The 17,548-nt window shown below is 73.7% G+C and carries 17 protein-coding genes and 1 riboswitch; of the genes, 8 read left to right on the forward strand and 9 right to left on the reverse strand.

All coding sequences use genetic code 11. The annotated features are described in order from the left end of the window. Nucleotides 1-6 precede the first annotated feature (6 nt). The 4 genes from pknB to thiO form a co-directional block, all read right to left on the reverse strand. Complete coding sequence (gene pknB, locus ASC82_RS11870; protein ID WP_199862515.1) at nucleotides 7-1,929, reverse strand: Stk1 family PASTA domain-containing Ser/Thr kinase; 1,923 nt, start codon at nucleotides 1,927-1,929, stop codon at nucleotides 7-9. A 90-nt stretch (nucleotides 1,930-2,019) separates the two neighbouring features. Beyond that, entirely contained in the window at nucleotides 2,020-2,814 is a 795-nt protein-coding gene (locus ASC82_RS11875; protein WP_056645561.1) for a thiazole synthase, read from the reverse strand. Between the two features lie 5 nt (nucleotides 2,815-2,819). Beyond that, complete coding sequence (gene thiS, locus ASC82_RS11880; RefSeq protein WP_024755575.1) at nucleotides 2,820-3,020, reverse strand: sulfur carrier protein ThiS; 201 nt, start codon at nucleotides 3,018-3,020, stop codon at nucleotides 2,820-2,822. Then, the gene (gene thiO, locus ASC82_RS11885; RefSeq protein WP_056645564.1) at nucleotides 3,017-4,180 is read right to left on the reverse strand and encodes a glycine oxidase ThiO; all 1,164 of its coding nucleotides are present in this window, start codon (nucleotides 4,178-4,180) and stop codon (nucleotides 3,017-3,019) included. The genes thiS and thiO overlap by 4 nt, the downstream gene beginning before the upstream one ends. Next, nucleotides 4,178-4,290, reverse strand: a riboswitch (TPP riboswitch). Its footprint overlaps the gene before it by 3 nt. Nucleotides 4,291-4,566: 276 nt before the next feature. Here thiO and ASC82_RS11890 point away from each other — a divergent pair. The 5 genes from ASC82_RS11890 to ASC82_RS11910 all read left to right on the forward strand — a co-directional run bounded on the left by ASC82_RS11890 (nucleotide 4,567) and on the right by ASC82_RS11910 (nucleotide 8,985). Then, complete coding sequence (locus tag ASC82_RS11890) at nucleotides 4,567-5,781, forward strand: FAD-dependent oxidoreductase (protein WP_056645567.1); 1,215 nt, start codon at nucleotides 4,567-4,569, stop codon at nucleotides 5,779-5,781. 43 nt (nucleotides 5,782-5,824) lie between these two features. Next, nucleotides 5,825-6,184 (forward strand): Rv2175c family DNA-binding protein, encoded by a 360-nt coding sequence (locus ASC82_RS11895; protein ID WP_056645570.1) that lies wholly within the window; start codon nucleotides 5,825-5,827, stop codon nucleotides 6,182-6,184. A 98-nt stretch (nucleotides 6,185-6,282) separates the two neighbouring features. After that, nucleotides 6,283-6,936: a thiamine phosphate synthase gene (gene thiE, locus ASC82_RS11900; RefSeq protein ID WP_056645573.1), complete on the forward strand. Its 654-nt coding sequence runs from the start codon at nucleotides 6,283-6,285 to the stop codon at nucleotides 6,934-6,936. Between the two features lie 141 nt (nucleotides 6,937-7,077). Then, entirely contained in the window at nucleotides 7,078-7,995 is a 918-nt protein-coding gene (gene metF / locus ASC82_RS11905; protein ID WP_024755570.1) for a methylenetetrahydrofolate reductase [NAD(P)H], read from the forward strand. Nucleotides 7,996-8,049: 54 nt separating this feature from the next. Further along, nucleotides 8,050-8,985 carry a hypothetical protein gene (locus ASC82_RS11910; protein WP_056645575.1) on the forward strand — a complete coding sequence of 312 codons (936 nt, stop codon included), beginning with the start codon at nucleotides 8,050-8,052 and terminating at the stop codon, nucleotides 8,983-8,985. A 33-nt stretch (nucleotides 8,986-9,018) separates the two neighbouring features. Here the strand turns inward: ASC82_RS11910 and ASC82_RS11915 are convergent, their stop codons facing one another. The 5 genes from ASC82_RS11915 to ASC82_RS11935 form a co-directional block, all read right to left on the reverse strand. Then, on the reverse strand, nucleotides 9,019-10,461 hold the full coding sequence (locus ASC82_RS11915; protein WP_199862516.1) for an NAD(P)/FAD-dependent oxidoreductase: 1,443 nt from the start codon (nucleotides 10,459-10,461) through the stop codon (nucleotides 9,019-9,021). Between the two features lie 33 nt (nucleotides 10,462-10,494). Continuing rightward, nucleotides 10,495-11,139, reverse strand: coding sequence for a DUF4126 domain-containing protein (locus tag ASC82_RS11920; protein ID WP_056645580.1), 645 nt, complete (start codon nucleotides 11,137-11,139; stop codon nucleotides 10,495-10,497). 389 nt (nucleotides 11,140-11,528) lie between these two features. Then, complete coding sequence (locus ASC82_RS11925) at nucleotides 11,529-12,137, reverse strand: TetR/AcrR family transcriptional regulator (protein WP_056645583.1); 609 nt, start codon at nucleotides 12,135-12,137, stop codon at nucleotides 11,529-11,531. A 43-nt stretch (nucleotides 12,138-12,180) separates the two neighbouring features. Beyond that, nucleotides 12,181-14,268, reverse strand: a complete 2,088-nt coding sequence (locus ASC82_RS11930; RefSeq protein ID WP_056645585.1) for a YhgE/Pip domain-containing protein — start codon at nucleotides 14,266-14,268, stop codon at nucleotides 12,181-12,183. Next, nucleotides 14,240-15,172 carry an ATP-binding cassette domain-containing protein gene (locus ASC82_RS11935; RefSeq protein ID WP_056645588.1) on the reverse strand — a complete coding sequence of 311 codons (933 nt, stop codon included), beginning with the start codon at nucleotides 15,170-15,172 and terminating at the stop codon, nucleotides 14,240-14,242. The genes ASC82_RS11930 and ASC82_RS11935 overlap by 29 nt, the downstream gene beginning before the upstream one ends. Before the next feature lie 163 nt (nucleotides 15,173-15,335). On the opposite strand from ASC82_RS11935, the gene ASC82_RS11940 reads away from it, so the two are divergent. The 3 genes from ASC82_RS11940 (at nucleotide 15,336) to ASC82_RS11950 (ending at nucleotide 17,399) form a co-directional block, all read left to right on the forward strand. Beyond that, on the forward strand, nucleotides 15,336-15,866 hold the full coding sequence (locus tag ASC82_RS11940; RefSeq protein WP_024755564.1) for an SAV_6107 family HEPN domain-containing protein: 531 nt from the start codon (nucleotides 15,336-15,338) through the stop codon (nucleotides 15,864-15,866). 67 nt (nucleotides 15,867-15,933) lie between these two features. Continuing rightward, nucleotides 15,934-16,722 (forward strand): methyltransferase, encoded by a 789-nt coding sequence (locus ASC82_RS11945; RefSeq protein ID WP_056645591.1) that lies wholly within the window; start codon nucleotides 15,934-15,936, stop codon nucleotides 16,720-16,722. 272 nt (nucleotides 16,723-16,994) lie between these two features. After that, nucleotides 16,995-17,399, forward strand: a complete 405-nt coding sequence (locus tag ASC82_RS11950; protein ID WP_056645593.1) for a DUF3040 domain-containing protein — start codon at nucleotides 16,995-16,997, stop codon at nucleotides 17,397-17,399. Nucleotides 17,400-17,548 lie beyond the last annotated feature (149 nt).

A 17,548-nucleotide genomic window follows, 5' to 3' on the forward strand; every position in this document is an offset into this window, starting at 1 on the left:
GAGTTTCTAGAGTCCCTTGATCGTGATGGTGACGGTGGAGCCCTCGGGGGCGGTGGTGCCGCCCTCCACGGACTGGCTCGCGACCGTGTCGCCCAGGAAGGGGAAGGACTTCTTGACCTCCACCTCGAAGCCCGCGTCCTCGAGCGCCGCACGGGCGTCGTCGGTGGTCTCCTCCGTGACGTCCGGGACCTCGACGAGCTTCGGTCCCTTGGAGACGGTGAGGGTGATGGTGTCGCCCTCGGCGGCCCGGCTGCCCTCGGCGAGGGACTGGGCGGCGACCGTGCCGGCGTCCTCCGGGGAGTTGATCCGCTCCGGCGCGACCTCCACGGTGAGACCGGCCTCCTGGAGCGTGGCCGTGGCGTCGGCGACGGTCTCGCCGGTGGTGTCGGGCACGTCGATCGGGGAGCCCTTGCTGACCACCAGGGCGACGGCCGAGTCGGGGCGGCGCTCGGTGCCGGGCTCGGGGTCGGAGCCGATCACGGCGCCCTGGGCGACGGAGTCGCTGAACTCCTCGGTGACGACCCCGGGGGCCAGCCCCTCCGCCTTCAGCAGGCGCTTGGCCTCCGCGAGCGGCTTGTTCCTGAGGTTGGGCACCTTCACGATCTCGGGGCCGCGGGAGAGCGTGAGGACGACCGTGGCGTTGCCGCGGACGCGCTCGCCGGGGGCGGGGTCGACGGCCATGACCGTGCCGCGCTCGTACACGTCGCTGAAGGCACGTTTCGTCGTGCCGACGTCCAGGCCGGTGTCCTTGATCCGCTGGGTCGCGACGGCCTCGGTCTGGCCGAGGACGGCCGGGACGCGGGTGAACTGGCCGGAATTGATGTACCAGACACCGGTGCCGAGGCCGAGCGCGAGCAGGACGCCGAGGACGATCATCAGAGGGCCGCGGGGCGCGCGGGGAGCGCGCCTGCGGGTGGCCGCCGGGGGAGCCTCCGGGGCCGGCAGCCGGTTCGTGTGCTCGACCTGCTGCACCTGCCGCACGTCCTCGTCGGCCGGTACGGCGCGGGCGATCACGCTGGTCCGGTCGTCGGCGGTGTCCCGGGCCTCGGAGCGCGCCTGCGGCGGCACGGCGTCCAGCTGCTCGTCGCCCAGGGGGGCGCGGGCCTGCCGGAGCAGGGCGAGCAGCGCGACGGCGTCGTGCGGGCGGACGTCGGGGGTGCGGGCCGTGGCGGCCGCGACCAGCTCGTCCAGCTCCAGGGCGAGCCCGGGGACGGTGGCGGAGGGGGCGGGCACGTCCGTGTGGAGGTGCTGGTAGAGGACCTGGGCGGGGGTGTCGCCCGCGTGGGGCTTGCCGCCGGTCAGCATCTCGTACAGCACGACACCGCAGGCGTACACGTCGGCGCGGGTGTCGGCCGTGCCGTGCTCGATCTGCTCCGGCGCGAGGTACGAGACCGTGCCGAGGACCGAGCCGGTGGTGGCGGTCGCCGAGCCCACGGCCCGTACGAGACCGAAATCGGCCACCTTGACCCGGCCGTCGTCCCCTATGAGGACGTTCTCCGGCTTCATGTCGCGGTGCACGAACCCGGCCCGGTGCGCGGCGCCCAGCGCGGCGAGGACGGGCTCCAGGATGTCGAGCGCGGCGCGGGGCGCGAGGGCGCCGCGCTCGCGCAGGACGTCGCGGAGGGTGCAGCCGGCGACGTACTCCATCGCCAGGTAGACGTACGCGCCCTCGGCGCCCTGGTCGAAGACGCCGACGACGTTCGGGTGGGCGAGCCGGGCGACGGACTTGGCCTCGCGGATGAAGCGCTCGACGAAGGCGGCGTCCGTCGCGAGGGCGGGGTGCATCACCTTGAGCGCGAGGACGCGGTCGAGGCGCGTGTCCACGGCCCGGTAGACGGTGGCCATCCCGCCGACGGCGATGCGCGCGTCGACGCGGTAGCGGCCGTCGAGCAGCCGCCCGACGAGGGGGTCCTGAAGGGTCGTGTCCACGGCGTCGAGTCTACGAGCCGTGGACACGGCCCCCGTGCGGATGCCCCGGTACTGCAGCGCACCTGTGACGAGCGCCCCAGGCCGGCGGCCTCAGAACGCCGGACGCTCCGGGTCCAGGTGCGGGCGGCCCTCCACGGGGGACGAGGCCTCCGCGAAGTGGCGGCGGGGGATGCGGCCCGCCCGGTGCGCGAGCCGGCCCGCCTCCACCGCGTGCCGCATCGCCGAGGCCATGAGCACCGGTTCCTGCGCCCGCGTCACCGCCGAGGCCAGCATCACCGCCGCGCATCCCAGCTCCATGGCGAGCGCCGCGTCCGAGGCCGTGCCCGCGCCGGCGTCCAGGATCACCGGCACCCCCGCCCGCTCCGCGATCAGCTGGAAGTTGTGCGGGTTGCGGATGCCGAGCCCCGAGCCGATCGGGGAGCCGAGCGGCATGATCGCCGCGCACCCCACGTCCTCCAGCTTCCGCGCGAGGACCGGGTCGTCGTTGGTGTAGGGGAGGACGGTGAAGCCGTCGTCGACCAGCACCTCGGCCGCCACGAGGAGCTCCTCCCCGTCCGGCAGCAGCGTCCGCTCGTCGGCGACGACCTCCAGCTTGATCCAGTCGGTGCCGAGCGCCTCCCGGGCGAGCCGGGCGGTGAGGACCGCCTCGCCCGCCGTGAAACAGCCCGCCGTGTTGGGCAGGACCCGGATGCCGAGCCGCTCCAGGACGGAGAGGACCGAGCCCTTGACCGTCGGGTCGAGCCGCCGCATCGCGACGGTGGTCAGCTCGGTGCCGCTGGCGATCAGCGAGCGCTCCAGGACGTCGAGGCTGGGCGCGCCGCCGGTGCCCATGATCAGGCGGGAGGAGAACTCCGTACCGCCGAGGACGAACAGGTCGTCGGACATCGTGCTCAGCCTCCCTGCACCGCGGTCAGGACCTCCACCCGGTCGCCCTCGCCGAGCAGCGTCGCCGCCCACTCGCTGCGCGGGACGACCGCTTCGTTGACGGCCGCGGCCACCCCGGTCGGGGCCGTGCTCAGGGTCGCCACGAGGGTGTCGAGGGAGACGGGGCCGGTGAGCTCGCGGGGTTCTCCGTTCACGGACACGTTCATGCGGGTTGCTCCAGACGTACGGGAGGGGCGACGGGGAACCGTCGGGGGGTGAAGGCGCGGGCCTCGTCGGGGAGGGCGCCCGTGGTGAGCACCTCCGCCATGACGTCGCCGGTGACGGGGGTGAGCAGCACCCCGTTGCGGTAGTGGCCGGTGGCCAGGTGCAGGCCGGGCAGGGAGCTGGGGCCGAGCAGCGGGGCGTTGTCCGGCGACGCGGGGCGCAGTCCGGCGAGGGTCTCGGTGAGCGGCAGCTCGGTGATCCCGGGGACGAGTTCGTGCGCGTCGCGCAGCAGCTCGTACACCCCGCCGGCCGTCACCGTGGTGTCCCAGCCGAGCTCCTCGCTGGTGGCGCCGACGACGAGCTCGCCGTTCGCGCGGGGCACGAGGTAGACGTGGCTGCCGCGGACGACGGCCCGGACGGTGCGGGAGAGGAAGGGGGCGTACGGGGCGGGCACCCGCAGCCGCAGGACCTGGCCCTTCACGGGGCGGACCGGCGGCAGCACCTCGTCGGGCACGCCCGCGAGCCGGCCGCTGAGGCTGCCCGCGGCGAGGACGACCTGGTCGGCCGTCAGCTCCTCGCCGTCGGCGAGCAGCACCCCGCGCGCCCGGTCGCGGACGACCGTGAGGCGCTCGGCGAGGACGCGGTGGAAGACCACCCCGACCCGCTCGCAGGCGAGGAGGAGCGCGGCGGCCAGCCGGCGCGGGTCGACCTGGTGGTCGCCGTCCACGCGCAGCCCGCCGCGCACCCCGGGGGCGAGCATCGGTTCGAGGCGGCGGCACTCGCGCCCGCTGAGCCACTCCGAGGTGAGGCCGCAGCGGGTCTGGAGGGCGTGGAGCTCGCGCAGATGGGCCCGGTCGTCGGCGTCGAGGGCGACGGCGAGGGTGCCGCAGGCCCGGTGGCCGACGTCGTGTCCTGTGGACTCCTCCAGCTCGGCGACGAAGGCGGGATAGCGTGCGGCGGAGGCGAGGTTGAGCCCGAGCAGGGTCTCCTCGCCGTAGTGGAGTTCGGTGACGGCGGCGAGCATCCCGGCCGCGACCCGCGCGGCGCCGCCGCCCGGGTCCGGGTCGACCACGGCGGTGCGCAGTCCGCGCTGCGCGGCCCGCCAGGCCGTGACCAGGCCGATGATGCCGCCCCCGACCACGAGGACATCGGAAGAACGCATGGGCGTCCAGCCCCTCCCTTCGCCGGCATGACCCGGATCAGGTTCGTACGGTCGGAGGCCGCCCAGCCTCCCTCTCAGCCCGGTGCGTCCGGGCTCCCGCGAGTGCTTTACGCCCGCCAGACTAGGGCATGTTTCGAAAGTCCCGCCTGCCTGGCGACGCCTGGCACGCACTCCCCCGTAGCCCTTCGGGCACGGGAGGTGCCCCCACGCCGCGTTGTCGGGATCGCCCCGGGCGACCCTCCGCCTTGCGATCGCACGCACCAGACGCCGCCAGGCCTGCCCTTCGGGCAGACGACGCCACTTTCGAAACACGCCCTGGCCGCAGCCCCGGTGCGGTCCCAGGCCCCTCCCTTCCTGACGGACCGTCAGATAAGTAAGGTGGACGGGTGAGCGAGCAGAAGCAGGCCCAGCAGCAGGTCGTGATCGTCGGTGCCGGGATGGCGGGCGTGCAGACCGCCGTCGCCCTGCGCGAACAGGGCTTCACCGGCCCCGTGACCCTCATCGGGGCCGAGCCCCACCAGCCCTACGACCGGCCCCCGCTCTCCAAGGCGATCCTCCTCGGCAAGGCCGAGGACTCCGCCTTCGACGTCGACTTCGAGGCCCTCGACGTCGAACTCCGCCTCGGCCTCGACGTCACCGGGCTGCGCCCCGCCGACCACGAGGTCGACACCGAGGCCGGGCCCGTCCCGTACGACGTCCTCGTCGTCGCCACCGGGGCCCACCCCCTCACCCTGCGCGGCGCCGAGGGCGTCCCCGGCGTCCACCTCCTGCGCACCCTCGACGACGCCGTGCGCCTCGGCCCCGTCCTGGAGCGCCGCCACACCGTCGTGGTCGTCGGCGCGGGCTGGATCGGCGCCGAGTTCGCCACCGCCGCGCGCGAGGCGGGCTGCGCCGTCACCGTCGTCGAGGCGGCCGACCGCCCGCTCGCCGGAGCCCTGCCCGCCGAGGTCGCCGCCCCCATGGCCGGCTGGTACGGAGCGAGCGGCGCCGAGCTCCTCACCCAGGCGCGCGTGGACACCGTCCGGCCCGGCCGGGTCGTCCTCGCCGACGGCCGCGAGCTGCCCGCCGACGCCGTCGTCGTCGGCATCGGCGCCCGCCCCGCCACCGGCTGGCTCGCCGGCTCCGGCATCGCCCTCGACCCGAGCGGCGCCGTCACCGCCGACGAGCTGCTGCGCACCTCCCTGCCCGACGTGTACGCCGTCGGCGACTGCGCCTCCTACCCCTCCGCCCGCTACGGCGAGCGCCTCCTCGTCCACCACTGGGACAACGCCCTCCAGGGCCCGCGCACGGTCGCCGCGGCGATCACCGGCGCCGACACCGGCCCGTACGACCCCGTGCCGTACTTCTGGTCCGAGCAGTTCGGCCGGTTCGTGCAGTACGCCGGACACCACGCCGACGCCGACGAGCTCCTGTGGCGCGGCGACCCGGCGGACGACACCTGGTCCGTGCTCTGGCTGCGCGCCGGGGTCCCGGTGGCCCTCCTCGCCGTCGGCCGCCCCCGCGACCTGGCCCAGGGCCGCAAGCTCATCGAGGCGGCCACTCCGGTCGACCCGGAGCGGGCCGCCGACCCGTCCGTCCCTCTGAAGGCGGCAGTCCGATAGGGCCCGGGTACCGACTGTCGGTGCGGGATGGCAGGCTTGTCCCGTGACCGAGATTGACGTAAAGATCGATGCGCTCGTCCCCGCCTGGCTCTACGTGCCCGACATCGCGGAGGCGCTCGATGTCGACGTGGTGCGTGTGCGACAGCTGATCAAGGACGGCCAGCTCATCGCCGTGCGCCGCGGCGAGAACAGGTCCCTGCAGGTCCCCGCCGCCTTCATCCAGGGCGACGCGATCGTCAAGGGGCTCGTCGGGCTCCTGACCGTCCTGCGGGACGAGGGCTTCACCGACGAGGAAATGCTGGAGTGGCTCTTCACTCCGGACGAGAGCCTGCCGGGCACGCCCGCGCAGGCGCTCAACGAGAATCGCGGCACGGAGGTGAAGCGCCGCGCCCAGGCGCTCTGACGCGCGCACCGAAGACACCACCAGCGGGTGTCGCGGCGACCGGCCCCCCGCGGGCCGGTCGCCGCGACACCGGCGACACCGACGGGGGGAACCCACCCATGCCCACGCCTCGTGAGCGGCTCGCCGACGCCCGGCTCTATCTGTGCACCGACGCCCGGAAGCGCCAGGGCGACCTGCCCGCCTTCCTCGACGCCGTGCTCTCCTCCGGCGTGGACATCGTGCAGCTCCGCGACAAGGGCATGGAGGCCGGAGAGGAGCTGGAGCACCTCGCCGTCTTCGCCGACGCCGCCCGCCGGCACGGCAAGCTCCTCGCGGTGAACGACCGGGCGGACGTCGCCCACGCCATCGGTTCCGATGTCCTCCACCTCGGCCAGGGCGACCTGCCCGTGCCCGCCGCCCGGGCGATCCTCGGCGAGGACGTCCTCATCGGCCGCTCCTGCCACAGCGAGTCCGAGGCGGCCGCGGCCGCCGTCGAGCCGGGCGTGGACTACTTCTGCACCGGGCCCTGCTGGCCCACCCCCACCAAGCCCGGGCGGTACGCGCCGGGGCTCGACCTCGTGCGGTACGCGGCCGGTCTGGCGCAGAACCGCCCCTGGTTCGCCATCGGCGGCATCGACGCGACCAACCTCGACGAGGTGCTGGACGCGGGAGCCCGCCGGATCGTCGTCGTCCGCGCGATCACCGAGGCAGAGGACCCGGCGGCCGCGACCGCGGCCCTCGCCAAGCGGGTCCGGGAGCGCGCGGAAGCCTGAGCCGGACCCTCGGCGAGACCCCCTGAGCAGGGGGTCCCGGCGTCCGGCCGCCCTGGACGGCGTCCGCAACAATGTCCGAAAAATTGTCCACAACGCGGACGCTGTCTACGCGGGTCCTCATCGCCCGTCTAACCTGCCCGTATGGCCCTAGGTACCGCTTCCGTCCGATCGGACCGCGCACGCACGGTCCGCGAGATCCTCGCCGCCGGCGGCACGTCGTACTCCTTCGAGTTCTACGCGCCGCGGACCGCGAAGGGCGAGCAGGTCCTCTGGAACGCGATGCGCCGCGTCGAGGCCGTCGGACCCAGCTTCGTCTCCGTGACCTACGGCGCCGGCGGCACCACCCGCGGCGGCACGGTCAAGGCCACCCAGAAGATCGCCTCCGACACCACGCTCACCCCCGTCGCGCACCTCACCGCGGTCGACCACTCGGTCGCCGAACTGCGCAACGTCCTCGGCCAGTACGCCGACGCCGGCATCCGCAACATGCTCGCGCTGCGCGGCGACCCGGCCGGCGACCCGCTGGGGGAGTGGATCGAGCACCCGGAGGGCGTCCTGTACGCCGCCGACCTGGTCCGGCTCATCAAGGAGTCCGGCGACTTCTGCGTCGGCGTCGCGGCCTTCCCCGAGATGCACCCCCGCTCCACCGACTGGGACACGGACATCCGGCACTTCGTGGACAAGTGCCGCGCGGGCGCCGACTACGCGATCACCCAGATGTTCTTCGACCCGGAGAACTACCTGCGGCTGCGCGACAGCGTGGCGAAGGCGGGCTGCGAGACCCCGATCATCCCCGAGGTCATGCCCGTCGTGAACGTGAAGACGCTCGACCGCCTGCCCCAGCTGAGCAACGCCGCGTTCCCCGCGGATGTGAAAGACCGCATCCTCGCCGTCAAGGACGATCCCGCCGCTGTACGCTCCATCGGTATCGAGTTCGCGACGGAGTTCTGCGCGCGTCTGCTCTCCGAGGGTGTCCCCGGACTGCACTTCATCACGCTGAACAGCTCCACCGCGACGCTCGAGATCTACGAGAATCTCGGACTGCACCAGCAGTCGTGACCGGTCGTACCCGCCCCGACCCGCGGCGGTGACCGTGGAGAGGGGCGGCGGGGCATGGGGTGGACGGTCCTCTATATCGCATTCGGCGTGGTGGCGTTGTGGCTGCTGGGGGAGGTGCTCCTCCAGTACAAGGCGCGGCTGCGCTGGCGGCTGCTCGCCTTCACCGGCTTCCTCGGCGTGGTCCTGGGCGTTCTGCTGCCCTCGGTGGTGGTCATCATCGCGGGCGCGGTCGCCTTCGCCGTCGGCCAGACCTATGTGACGCTCTCCTTCCGCCGCGGCTTCTCCACCGGCTGGGCGATCGGCGGGAACCCGGGCGCGAGCCGCCGCCGCAAGGCCGGCAGCCAGGGCCAGGCAGGGCCCACGCTCGAGGTCACCGACGTCTCGTACGACACCGCCGACGCCTATGACGCGGCGGACGGCCACGGCTACGGTCACGGCCACGACGACTCCGCCGCCGTCCCCGCCGCCGAGACGACCGCGGTCTACGAGCCCCAGCCGCTGCCCGACGACACCGGCCAGTACGGGGTCTACGACGCCGGCCGGCAGAGCGAGGGACAGCAGGGCAACGACCACCAGGAGACCGGCTACCACGGCACCGGCCACCAGGACGGCGGTCACCACGACGGCGGTCAGGGCGCGGGATACGGCACGGGGTACGGCACGGGGTACGAGCCGCAGCAGCCCGCCTACGACCCGTACGCCCCGGCGTACGAGCAGCAGCAGCCGGCCTACGACTACGGCGCTCCCGCCGGGCAGCAGCAGTACGCCGCCTACTCCGACCCGTACATCGGCCCCGGCACCGACGGCCAGCAGTACACCTCGTACTACGGCGACCCCTACGCCCCCTCGTACACCTACGACACCCCGCCCGGCGGCGTCTGGGTCCCGCAGCAGCGCGACACCGAACAGCCCCCGCAGCAGGCGCCGCAGCCGCAGGGCCACTACGGCTACGAGCAGCACCCGGACGAGCAGCAGCAGTACCGCTACTGAGCACCCGAGGGTGCGGGCGGCCCCGCCGGTCCGCTACTGCGAGCCGCGGAAGTCCGCGCCCTCCACGATCAGGCCCGCCACCAGCGCGCCCGACATGCCCGCGTGGGCGAGCCCGCCGCCCGGGTGGGACCAGCCGCCCGCGAACCAGAGCCCCGGCAGCGGGGAGCGGTTGGCGGCCGGAAGCAGCAGGCCGCGCGCGCCGGCGAGCGCGGGCCCCGGCACCTCGGCCGACCCCGTGTCCCGTCGTACGTCCTCCGGCGTGCGGACGTGCCGCCACAGCAGCCGCTCCCGCAGCCCCGGCACCGCCTCCGCGGCCGCCTCGACCATCCGGTCGGCGAAGGCCTCCCAGTCCTGCCCTGCCCCCTCCGGGGACGTGCGGACTGTCGCCGTGACCGTCACCGACTCGTGCTCCGCGTCGGGCCGCAGCGCCGGGTCGTCCGGCCGCAGCACCGTCACGGTCGGCCGCTCGCCGGCCGCGTGCACGAGCGTGCGGTGGACCGCCGCCGACTCCCGGGGCCCGCGCAGGGCCAGACAGACCGTCACCCGGCTCGTCCGGGTCGTCTGGTAGTGCGGCCGGTCGTCGCCGTCGCCCCACTCCACGACGTGCTCGTCGTAGAGCGCGGGCACCGGGGCGCCGGAGACCACGTGGTCCGCCTCGACCGTCTCGCCCCCGGCCAGCCGGACGCCGACCGCCCGGCCGTCCTTCTCCAGGACGTCCTCGACCGCCGTGTCGAAGACGAACTCCACGCGCCGCTTCCGGCACCGCTCGTGGACCGCGTCGGCGAGCGCCCGCAGGCCCCCGCCCACGTACCAACTCCCGAAGGTCTGCTCCATGTACGGCAGGACGGCGGCCGCGGCCGGGGCGGTCGCCGGGTCGAAGCCGTACGACCAGGCGTACGCGTCGAGGAGGGCGGCGAGCCGGGGATCGGCCAGCTCCCGCGCCCCGACCTGGGCGAGCGTCGTCGTCGGGCGCCGGAGCAGGCCGGCCTTGAGCGCCGGGTACGGCTCCCGGGCCAGCGGCGCCGGGTCGGCGGGCTGCGGCTCCTCCAGGAGCGGGCGCCGGGTCCGGTCCCAGGCCTCGCGGGCCCGCACCAGGAAGTCGCCCCAGCGCGCGCCCGCGCCCGCGCCGAGCGCCGCGTCCAGGGCGGAGACCGTGCCGGCCCGGGAGGCGTTCGGCAGGTCGACGCGCGTGCCGTCGGCGAAGACGTGACGGCTCGCCGGATCGACCTGGCTCAGCGCGACGCACTCCTCCAGGGGCTCCTTGCCCGTCTTCACGAACAGGTCCCGGTAGACGGCGGGCAGATGCAGCAGCCCCGGGCCGGTGTCGAAGGCGAAGCCCTCGCGCGCGAAGCGGCCGACCGCCCCGCCGTAGGTCGCCGTCCGCTCGTACACCGTCACCCGGTGGCCCGCCACGGCCAGTCGGGCCGCCGCCGCCATGGCGCCGAGTCCCGCGCCGATCACCACAATCCGTGCCATGCCAGCGACCTTATCCGGCAGGTCGGACACCGCTCAGAAGTGGTCGGACTCGTCCGGTGGCGGCTGGTACCTGGCCCGTCTCTCCGCGGTCGCGAGGTGGATCTCCTCGCGCCGCTGGGACCTGCGGCGCAGGAAGCGGCGGATCCGCTGGGCGAGGAAGAACAGTATGGCCAGGCCGAGGGCGAGCAGTACGGCCGCGATGATCGACGCCGCCACGGGGTTGAAGATCGCGAAGGTGACGATCCCGGCCACCCCGAGGTCCTCCGCCAGGCTCAGCGCGACGTTCGAGAACGGCTCCGGCGTGGTGTTGACCGCCATCCTCGTACCGGCCTTGACGAAGTGGCTCAGCAGGGCCGTCGTGCCGCCGACCGCGCCCGCCGCGAGCTCCGGCAGCGAGCCGTTCTGGCCGGCGAGGAGGGCGGCGACCACGGCCCCCGCGATCGGCCGGATCACGGTGTGGACGGAGTCCCAGGCCGAGTCGACGTACGGAATCTTGTCCGCCACCGCCTCGCACAGGAACAGCACGCCCGCGACGACGAGGACATCGGTGCGCTGCAAGGACTCGGGCACCTCGTCGGTCAGCCCGGCCGCGCCGAAGATGCCGAACAGCAGGACCACCGCGTACGCGTTGATCCCGCTCGCCCAGCCGCTGGTGAACACCAGGGGAAGTACCGACACGCCCGCGATCGTAACCGGACTGAGTATCCGTACCTAGAGGCCGAGATGAGTAGGTGTGCGGATGGGCCGAGGCCCGCCGGGACGACAGAGTGGTGACCACGGAAGGGGCGCGGCTCCGGCACCGCCGGCACGGGGCTGCGGAACGGGGCCGCGCGCCTGCCGACTCCGGGGTACGGGGGATGTGCCACGGGGGTGCACGGGGGTGCACGCGAAGAAGGAAGCCGGTGCGGCGAGGCTCGGGGGGATCGAGCCTCGCCGCACCGGCCTCTTCGCGTGGTGGGGAGGGTGGTTCGGGCGTGTCGCGGGCCGGTGCCGACCGGGCCTGGCAGGCGGCCTTCCGGAACCGGGCCCGCCAGGGCCTGTTCGGGCCTGCCGAGGCCTGTTCGGACCTACCGGCCGCCGACCCGGCCGTGCAGCAGGCGCGAGAGCGCCGCGTGCACGTCGTCGAGCGAACGCTCGCTCTGGAAGGCCTGCCAGTCGAGCGCCGCCACGAGCACCATGCCGACCAGCGCCGCCGCCGTGAGCTGGACGTCGATGTCCTCGCTCAGCTCGCCGCCCGCGACGGCCTCCCGCAGGACCCCCTCGACCACCGCGACGGCCTCCTGACGGACCACCAGGAGCGTCGAGTTCCACGCCCGGTTGGTGCGCCAGAGCTCGGCCACGTACAGCTGGGTGAAGGCCGGGTAGCGGTCGATGAAGACGAGCCCCGCCCGGATCATCGCGTCCAGCGCGTCGACCCGGCTCCCGCCGCGGGCGTCGGTCTCCTCCGCCGCCGTCCGCAGCGAGGCGGTGAGCAGCGAGACCCCGTGCCGCAGCAGCTCCTCGAAGAGCTCGGTCTTGCTCTTGAAGTTGTAGTAGACCGTGCCCTTGGCCACGCCGGCCCGCTCGGCGATCTCGTCCACCGTCGTCGCGGAGAAGCCCTGCTCCGCGATGAGGGTGACGGCCGCCTCGTAGAGCTTCGCGCGCGTGGCCTGGCGTCGGGTGCTGCTGCTGTCCATGGGGTCGATTCTCACAGGTGTCGCGGGTGTCACCGGCCCTGTCTCACAGGGTCAGCTCGGGGTGGAGCCGGTCGAGCGTCCAGACCTGACGCTTGCGGGCGGAGACGGCGGTCAGGGCCAGGGCGCCCAGGGTGAACGCGGTCAGCACCACGCAGGCCTGCCACACCGGTTCGATCCCGCCGCCCGTGATCAGCCGGCGGAGCGCCTCGACCACGTACGTCATGGGCAGGAACGGGTGGATCGCGTTGAAGAAGCCCGGGCTGGTCTGGACGGGGTACGTGCCGCCCGCCGAGGTCAGCTGGAGCATCAGCACCGCGAGCACGAGGATCCGGCCGGCCGCGCCGAAGCGGGCGTTGAGCCACTGGATGATCGCGGCGAAGCAGCAGGTGACCAGGGCGAGGAAGCCGACCGTGCCGGCGGCCCTCGTCATCTGGAGGCCGAGGCCCCAGTGCAGGACCGACATGAGGGCCCCGACCTGGAGGATGCCGATCGCCGCCACCGGGAGCCAGCCCGCGAGGGCGATCCGCCAGGCGGAGCCACCGGCGGCGAGGGCGCGGCGGTTCAGCGGCTGGATGATCATGTACGCGACCATGGCGCCGACCCAGAGCGAGAGCGGGATGAAGTACGGGGCGAAGCCGGTGCCGTAGTTCGGCGCCTTGTGCAGCGACTGCGAGGCCAGCTGCACCGGGTCGGCCATGACCTCCGTACGCCGGTCGCGGTCCTGCTCGTCGTAGTCGGGGATCTGCTTGACCCCGTCGTGCAGCCCGACGGCCAGCGCGCCGGAGCCGTCGGCCAGCTTGAACAGACCGCCGTCGAGCTCGCCCGCGCCCTTCTTGAGCTTGCCGACGCCGGTGTCGAGGTCGGCCGACCCGGTCTTGGCGCTGCTGATGCCGGTGTGCAGCCGGTCCGCGCCCTCGGCGACCTTCCTGGCGCCCGCGTTGAGGTCGTTGATCTTCTTGATGGCGCCCTCGACGTCCTCGTCGAGGTGCGGGGCGCGGACGGCCAGCTCGTCGGCCTGCGTCTTGAGCTTGGCGAGCCGCGCGTCCAGGGCCTTGAGGTCGCCGGTGCTGTCCTTGGTCAGGACGTGCACGTCGTCGGCGATGGTGGCCACGTCGTCGGCGGATTCCGTGGCCTTCTTGAGGACCCCGCACACCCGGGCGTCGGGCTCCGGGTTCTTCTCGCACTCCTCGCGGTGGAGGGCGGCGAGGCCGTCGTCGGCCGCGTGCGCGCCGGCGCGGACCACGGGGGCGCGCTTGACGAGGTCGTCGAGGTTGTTGCGGACGGCCACGATGGAGTCCGAGGCGAGCTTGGCGCTGTCGCGGATCGACGTGCCGTTGTTCGCCAGGTACGGGCGGACCTTGTCGGCGGTGCCGTTCACCTTGTCGGCGAGCTCCTGCGTGCCCTTCGCGACCTTGCGGGAGCCGCTCTCCAGGTCACGGGCGCCCTTGTCGAGCTTCTTCAGGCCGGCGGCCAGGTCGCCGCTGCCCTGCTTGGCGTCCTTGAGGCCGTTGGCCAGGTCCTTGGAGCCCTTCTTCGCCTTGTCCACACCGTCCTTGAGGTCGTCCGCGCCCTTGGCGGCCTTCGCGGTCGCCTCGTGGATGTCGGAGAAGGAGATGAAGATCTTGTCGAGGAAGGTGCGCGAGGACTTCGTTGAGGCCGCCGTGCGGACCTCGGAGAAGACCGTGCGGGAGATCTGGCCGACGATGTAGTTGTTGGCGTCGTTCGTCCGGACCCGGAGCGCACCGGTCTCGGGGGCGTCCCCGGAGCTGGAGGCGATCCGCGAGCTGAAGTCGCCGGGCATGGTCAGGGACAGGTAGTACGTCCCGTCCTCGACGCCCTTGCGGGCCTCGGCGTCGCTCACCCGGTGCCACGCGAAGGTGTTGCTCTCCAGGAGCCCCTCGGTGATGTCGTCACCGGCGTTGATCTGCTTGCCGTCGGCGGTGGCGCCCCGGTCCTCGTTGACGAGGGCGACGGGGATCTTGTCGAGCCGGCTGTACGGGTCCCAGAACGAGTACAGGTACAGCGCGCCGTAGAGCAGCGGCAGCAGCAGGATCGCGACGAGCGCGGCGCGCGGCAGCTTCCCCCTGCCGAAGCGCTTCAGCTCAAGCGCGGCCAGTTTCGGCGAGCGCATCGGCCGCCCCCTCCTCGGTGTCGTCCTGGGTTGCGTCTTCGGTGGTGGTGGCTGTGGTGGCTGTGGTGCTTTCGGCGGCGGGCTTCGTCGCTTCGGGCTCCGGCTGCTCGGGATCGTGCTCCGGCTTTACGGCCTGCTCCGGCTCCACGGCCTCGTCCTGCTCCGCCGGCTCGTCCTGCTCCGCCGTCGCCTCGTCGGTGACCGTCGTGATCCGCCGGGCGTCCGCCGGGGCCTCGGCACAGACGGCGAGGACGGTCGTCCCGGCCGCGGCCACCGAGCGCAGCAGCGCCCAGACCTCGGCACGGTCGGCGTCCGAGAGCTTCAGGTCCGTGTCGTCGAGGCCGAGCAGCCGGGGCCGGCCGATCAGGGCCAGGGCGATGGAGAGCCGCAGCGCTTCGAGCCGCTCCAGATCCCGTACGGAGGTCCGCTCGCCCTTCGGCAGGGCGGCGAGGTCGAGACCGGCGGCCGCGACGGCCTCGTCGATCCGGGCCCTGGCCTCGGCCGCCCGCTCGGCGGGGCGCCGCAGGAACGCCCGGAAGGAACCGTCGAAGCGGCGCTGGAGCAGGGCCCGCTCGCGCAGGTGCTCGGCGACCGTGAAGGCGGGGTCCAGCTCGCTCACGCCGGGCACCTGGCCGAGCGCGCTGAACCGGCGCACCGCGCCCAGCTTGCGGGGGAGTCCCACCCCGCCGACCTCGGCGTGTCCCTCCGTGGCCTTCATGCGGCCCGTGAGGGCGAGCAGGAGGCACGTACGGCCGGAGCCGGACGGACCCTCGATCGCCACCAGTGCGCCCGGCTCAGCCCGGAAGGAGACCTTCCGGAAGGCCCAGCCGCGCGGCCCCTTCAATCCGAAGCCGTCCGCGACGACGGCGGCGCCGTGCGGCTGCTCCGCTGCCTCCGCTCCCATGGGCCCACCCCCACTTCCCCATTTTTGAACTGACTGGTCAGTGCAAAAGTTACCCCGGGGTAGTCGATCAGGCAAAAGCCCAGGTCAGCGCCGTTGTCAGTGGCGCCCTGCACGATGGACACATACGGCCACGGAGCCGTCACGCGACGACAGGAGGCACGTCATGGCCAGCCCTTCCGCAGCAGCCGCGCCCCGCCCCCGCCCCGGTGGCCCCGCCACCCCCGCCCCGTCCGGACCCGCTTCCGACGTCCACCCCGTCCCGCGCCGCGCCACCGCCCCGCCCGCCGCCCTCGACCTCCTCGCCAAGGCCCGCACCGGACTCGTCGAGGCCGCCGCGCTCGACCGGCCCCACGAGCGGTACGCCACGGCCCACCTCGCCGCCCTGCGGGCCGCCGCCGCCGTGCTCGCCGCCCGGGCCAGGCCCGAGACCGCTCCCCGCCACCGGCAGCGGATAAGGAGCGCCTGGGAGCTGCTGCCCCAGCTCGCGCCCGAGCTGACCGAGTGGAGCGCCCTCTTCGCCTCCGGCGCCCAGCGCAGGGCCCGCGCCGAGGCCGGCATCACGAGCGCGGCCAGCCGCCGCGAGGCCGACGACCTCCTCAGGGACGCCGCCCTCTTCCTGCGCCTGGTCGAGCGGCTGCTCGCCCTCCAGCCGGTGCTGCCCCGCCAGCCGGGGGCCGGACCGGCCGACGGATGATCCGAAACGCAGGTCCGAGGCCATAGGGTGGGGAGCGTCCGTACCCGTCACCGAGGAGTCAACAGCCGTGCCGGACCCTTCCCCTGTCTTCGGTCGAGAGGCGTCGTCGCGACCGTCGCGCGCCTCCCTGCGTACCGCCGTCGTCTGGGATGTCCTCAAGGACGCCCTCGACCGCCGGGCCAAGGCCATCGGGAAGGACAGCCTCGATGTCCTCGACACGGGCGGCGGCTCCGGGAACTTCGCCGTGCCGGTGGCCCGCCTCGGCCACCGCGTCACCGTCGTCGACCCCAGCCCCAACGCGCTCTTCGCGCTGGAGCGCCGGGCCGCCGAGGCCGAGGTCGCCGACCGGGTCACCGGTGTCCAGGGAGACATCCGGGGTCTCTTCGACGTCGTCGAGCGCGAGGGATACGACGCCGTGCTCTGCCACGGCGTCCTGGAGTACGTCGACGACCCCGCCGAAGGCGTGCGGAACGCGGTCGCCGCGCTCCGCCCCGGCGGCAGCCTCAGCCTGCTCGCCGCCGGCCTCGGCGGCGCCGTGCTGGCCCGCGCGCTCGCCGGGCACTTCACCGAGGCGCGGCACGCGCTCACCGACCCCGACGGGCGCTGGGGCGCGGGCGACCCCGTACCCCGGCGCTTCACCGCCGAGCAGCTCGCCGAGCTGACCGCCGCGGCCGGACTCGAGATCGGCGCCGTGCACGGCGTCCGGGTTTTCGCCGACCTGGTTCCGGGCGTCCTCGTGGACACCGAACCGGGCGCGGCGGAGGCACTTCTCAAGCTGGAGGCCGCGGCCGCGGAGCTGCCCTCCTTCCACGCCATCGCCACCCAGCTGCACGTTCTCGGCGAGAAGCGGGCCTGACAGCCACCGGCACCCGTTCGGCGGTGCGGGCAGCGGGCGTCGATGGAGTACGCCACAGCCCGCCCGATGTGGGGTTCCGCCCCGTATGATCGGGGGACACCATCCGGCATGACGGAGATGGCGCTGGGGAATCAACGCCTCAGCAACCGATCCGCATGGCGGCCCGGATTGGCTTTTCGGCATTGTGGGCGGGTTTCACGGGGGCGATTCCCTGCCTATCCTGAAAGGGCCGCAAACCGGTCGCCCCCGCGACCGACGACTAGGAGGACTCCGTGCCGCTCTCGGAGCACGAGCAGCGAATGCTCGAGCAGATGGAGCGAGCGCTGTACGCCGAAGATCCCAAGTTCGCGACAGCGCTCGAGGGAAGCGGACTGCGTACGTACACCCGGCGACGGGTTTACCAGGCAGTCGCCGGCTTCCTGGTGGGTATCGCGCTCCTCATGGCCGGAATGGTCGCACAGCAGATCTGGATCAGCGTGGTGGGATTCCTCGTCATGCTGGGCTGCGCGGTCCTGGCGGTCACCGGATGGCGCAAGGCGCCCAAGCCGGGCGAGCAGCAGGCCAGGGGTGGGACGGCGGCCGGCGGCCGCCAGACCCGGCAGCGACGCTCCACCATGAACCGGATCGAGGAGCGGTGGCAGCGCCGCCGCGACGAACAGCAGGGCGGCGGCCACTGACGGCCCCCTGAGCGGTGGACCCGCACCCTTACAACGACCGAGCCCCGCAGGGCCCGCGCCTCACGGTGCGGCGCCCTGCGGGGCTCTGTCGTGTTGTGGCCTCTCTGAGCCGAGTCCGGGGTGGGGCCGCTGTCGGCGGCCCCACCCCT

Source organism: Streptomyces sp. Root431, assembly GCF_001426585.1.
Taxonomy (GTDB): Bacteria; Actinomycetota; Actinomycetes; order Streptomycetales; family Streptomycetaceae; genus Streptomyces; species Streptomyces stackebrandtii.

What these genes read in the sequence shown, in the direction of transcription:
- ASC82_RS11875 (WP_056645561.1), bottom strand. Translation starts at nt 2,814, where the DNA reads ATGTCCGACGACCTGTTCGTCCTCGGCGGTACGGAGTTCTCCTCCCGC.
- thiS (WP_024755575.1), bottom strand. Translation starts at nt 3,020, where the DNA reads ATGAACGTGTCCGTGAACGGAGAACCCCGCGAGCTCACCGGCCCCGTC.
- thiO (WP_056645564.1), bottom strand. Translation starts at nt 4,180, where the DNA reads ATGCGTTCTTCCGATGTCCTCGTGGTCGGGGGCGGCATCATCGGCCTG.
- thiE (WP_056645573.1), top strand. Translation starts at nt 6,283, where the DNA reads ATGCCCACGCCTCGTGAGCGGCTCGCCGACGCCCGGCTCTATCTGTGC.
- metF (WP_024755570.1), top strand. Translation starts at nt 7,078, where the DNA reads ATGGCCCTAGGTACCGCTTCCGTCCGATCGGACCGCGCACGCACGGTC.
- ASC82_RS11910 (WP_056645575.1), top strand. Translation starts at nt 8,050, where the DNA reads ATGGGGTGGACGGTCCTCTATATCGCATTCGGCGTGGTGGCGTTGTGG.
- ASC82_RS11915 (WP_199862516.1), bottom strand. Translation starts at nt 10,461, where the DNA reads ATGGCACGGATTGTGGTGATCGGCGCGGGACTCGGCGCCATGGCGGCG.
- ASC82_RS11925 (WP_056645583.1), bottom strand. Translation starts at nt 12,137, where the DNA reads ATGGACAGCAGCAGCACCCGACGCCAGGCCACGCGCGCGAAGCTCTAC.
- ASC82_RS11930 (WP_056645585.1), bottom strand. Translation starts at nt 14,268, where the DNA reads ATGCGCTCGCCGAAACTGGCCGCGCTTGAGCTGAAGCGCTTCGGCAGG.
- ASC82_RS11935 (WP_056645588.1), bottom strand. Translation starts at nt 15,172, where the DNA reads ATGGGAGCGGAGGCAGCGGAGCAGCCGCACGGCGCCGCCGTCGTCGCG.
- ASC82_RS11940 (WP_024755564.1), top strand. Translation starts at nt 15,336, where the DNA reads ATGGCCAGCCCTTCCGCAGCAGCCGCGCCCCGCCCCCGCCCCGGTGGC.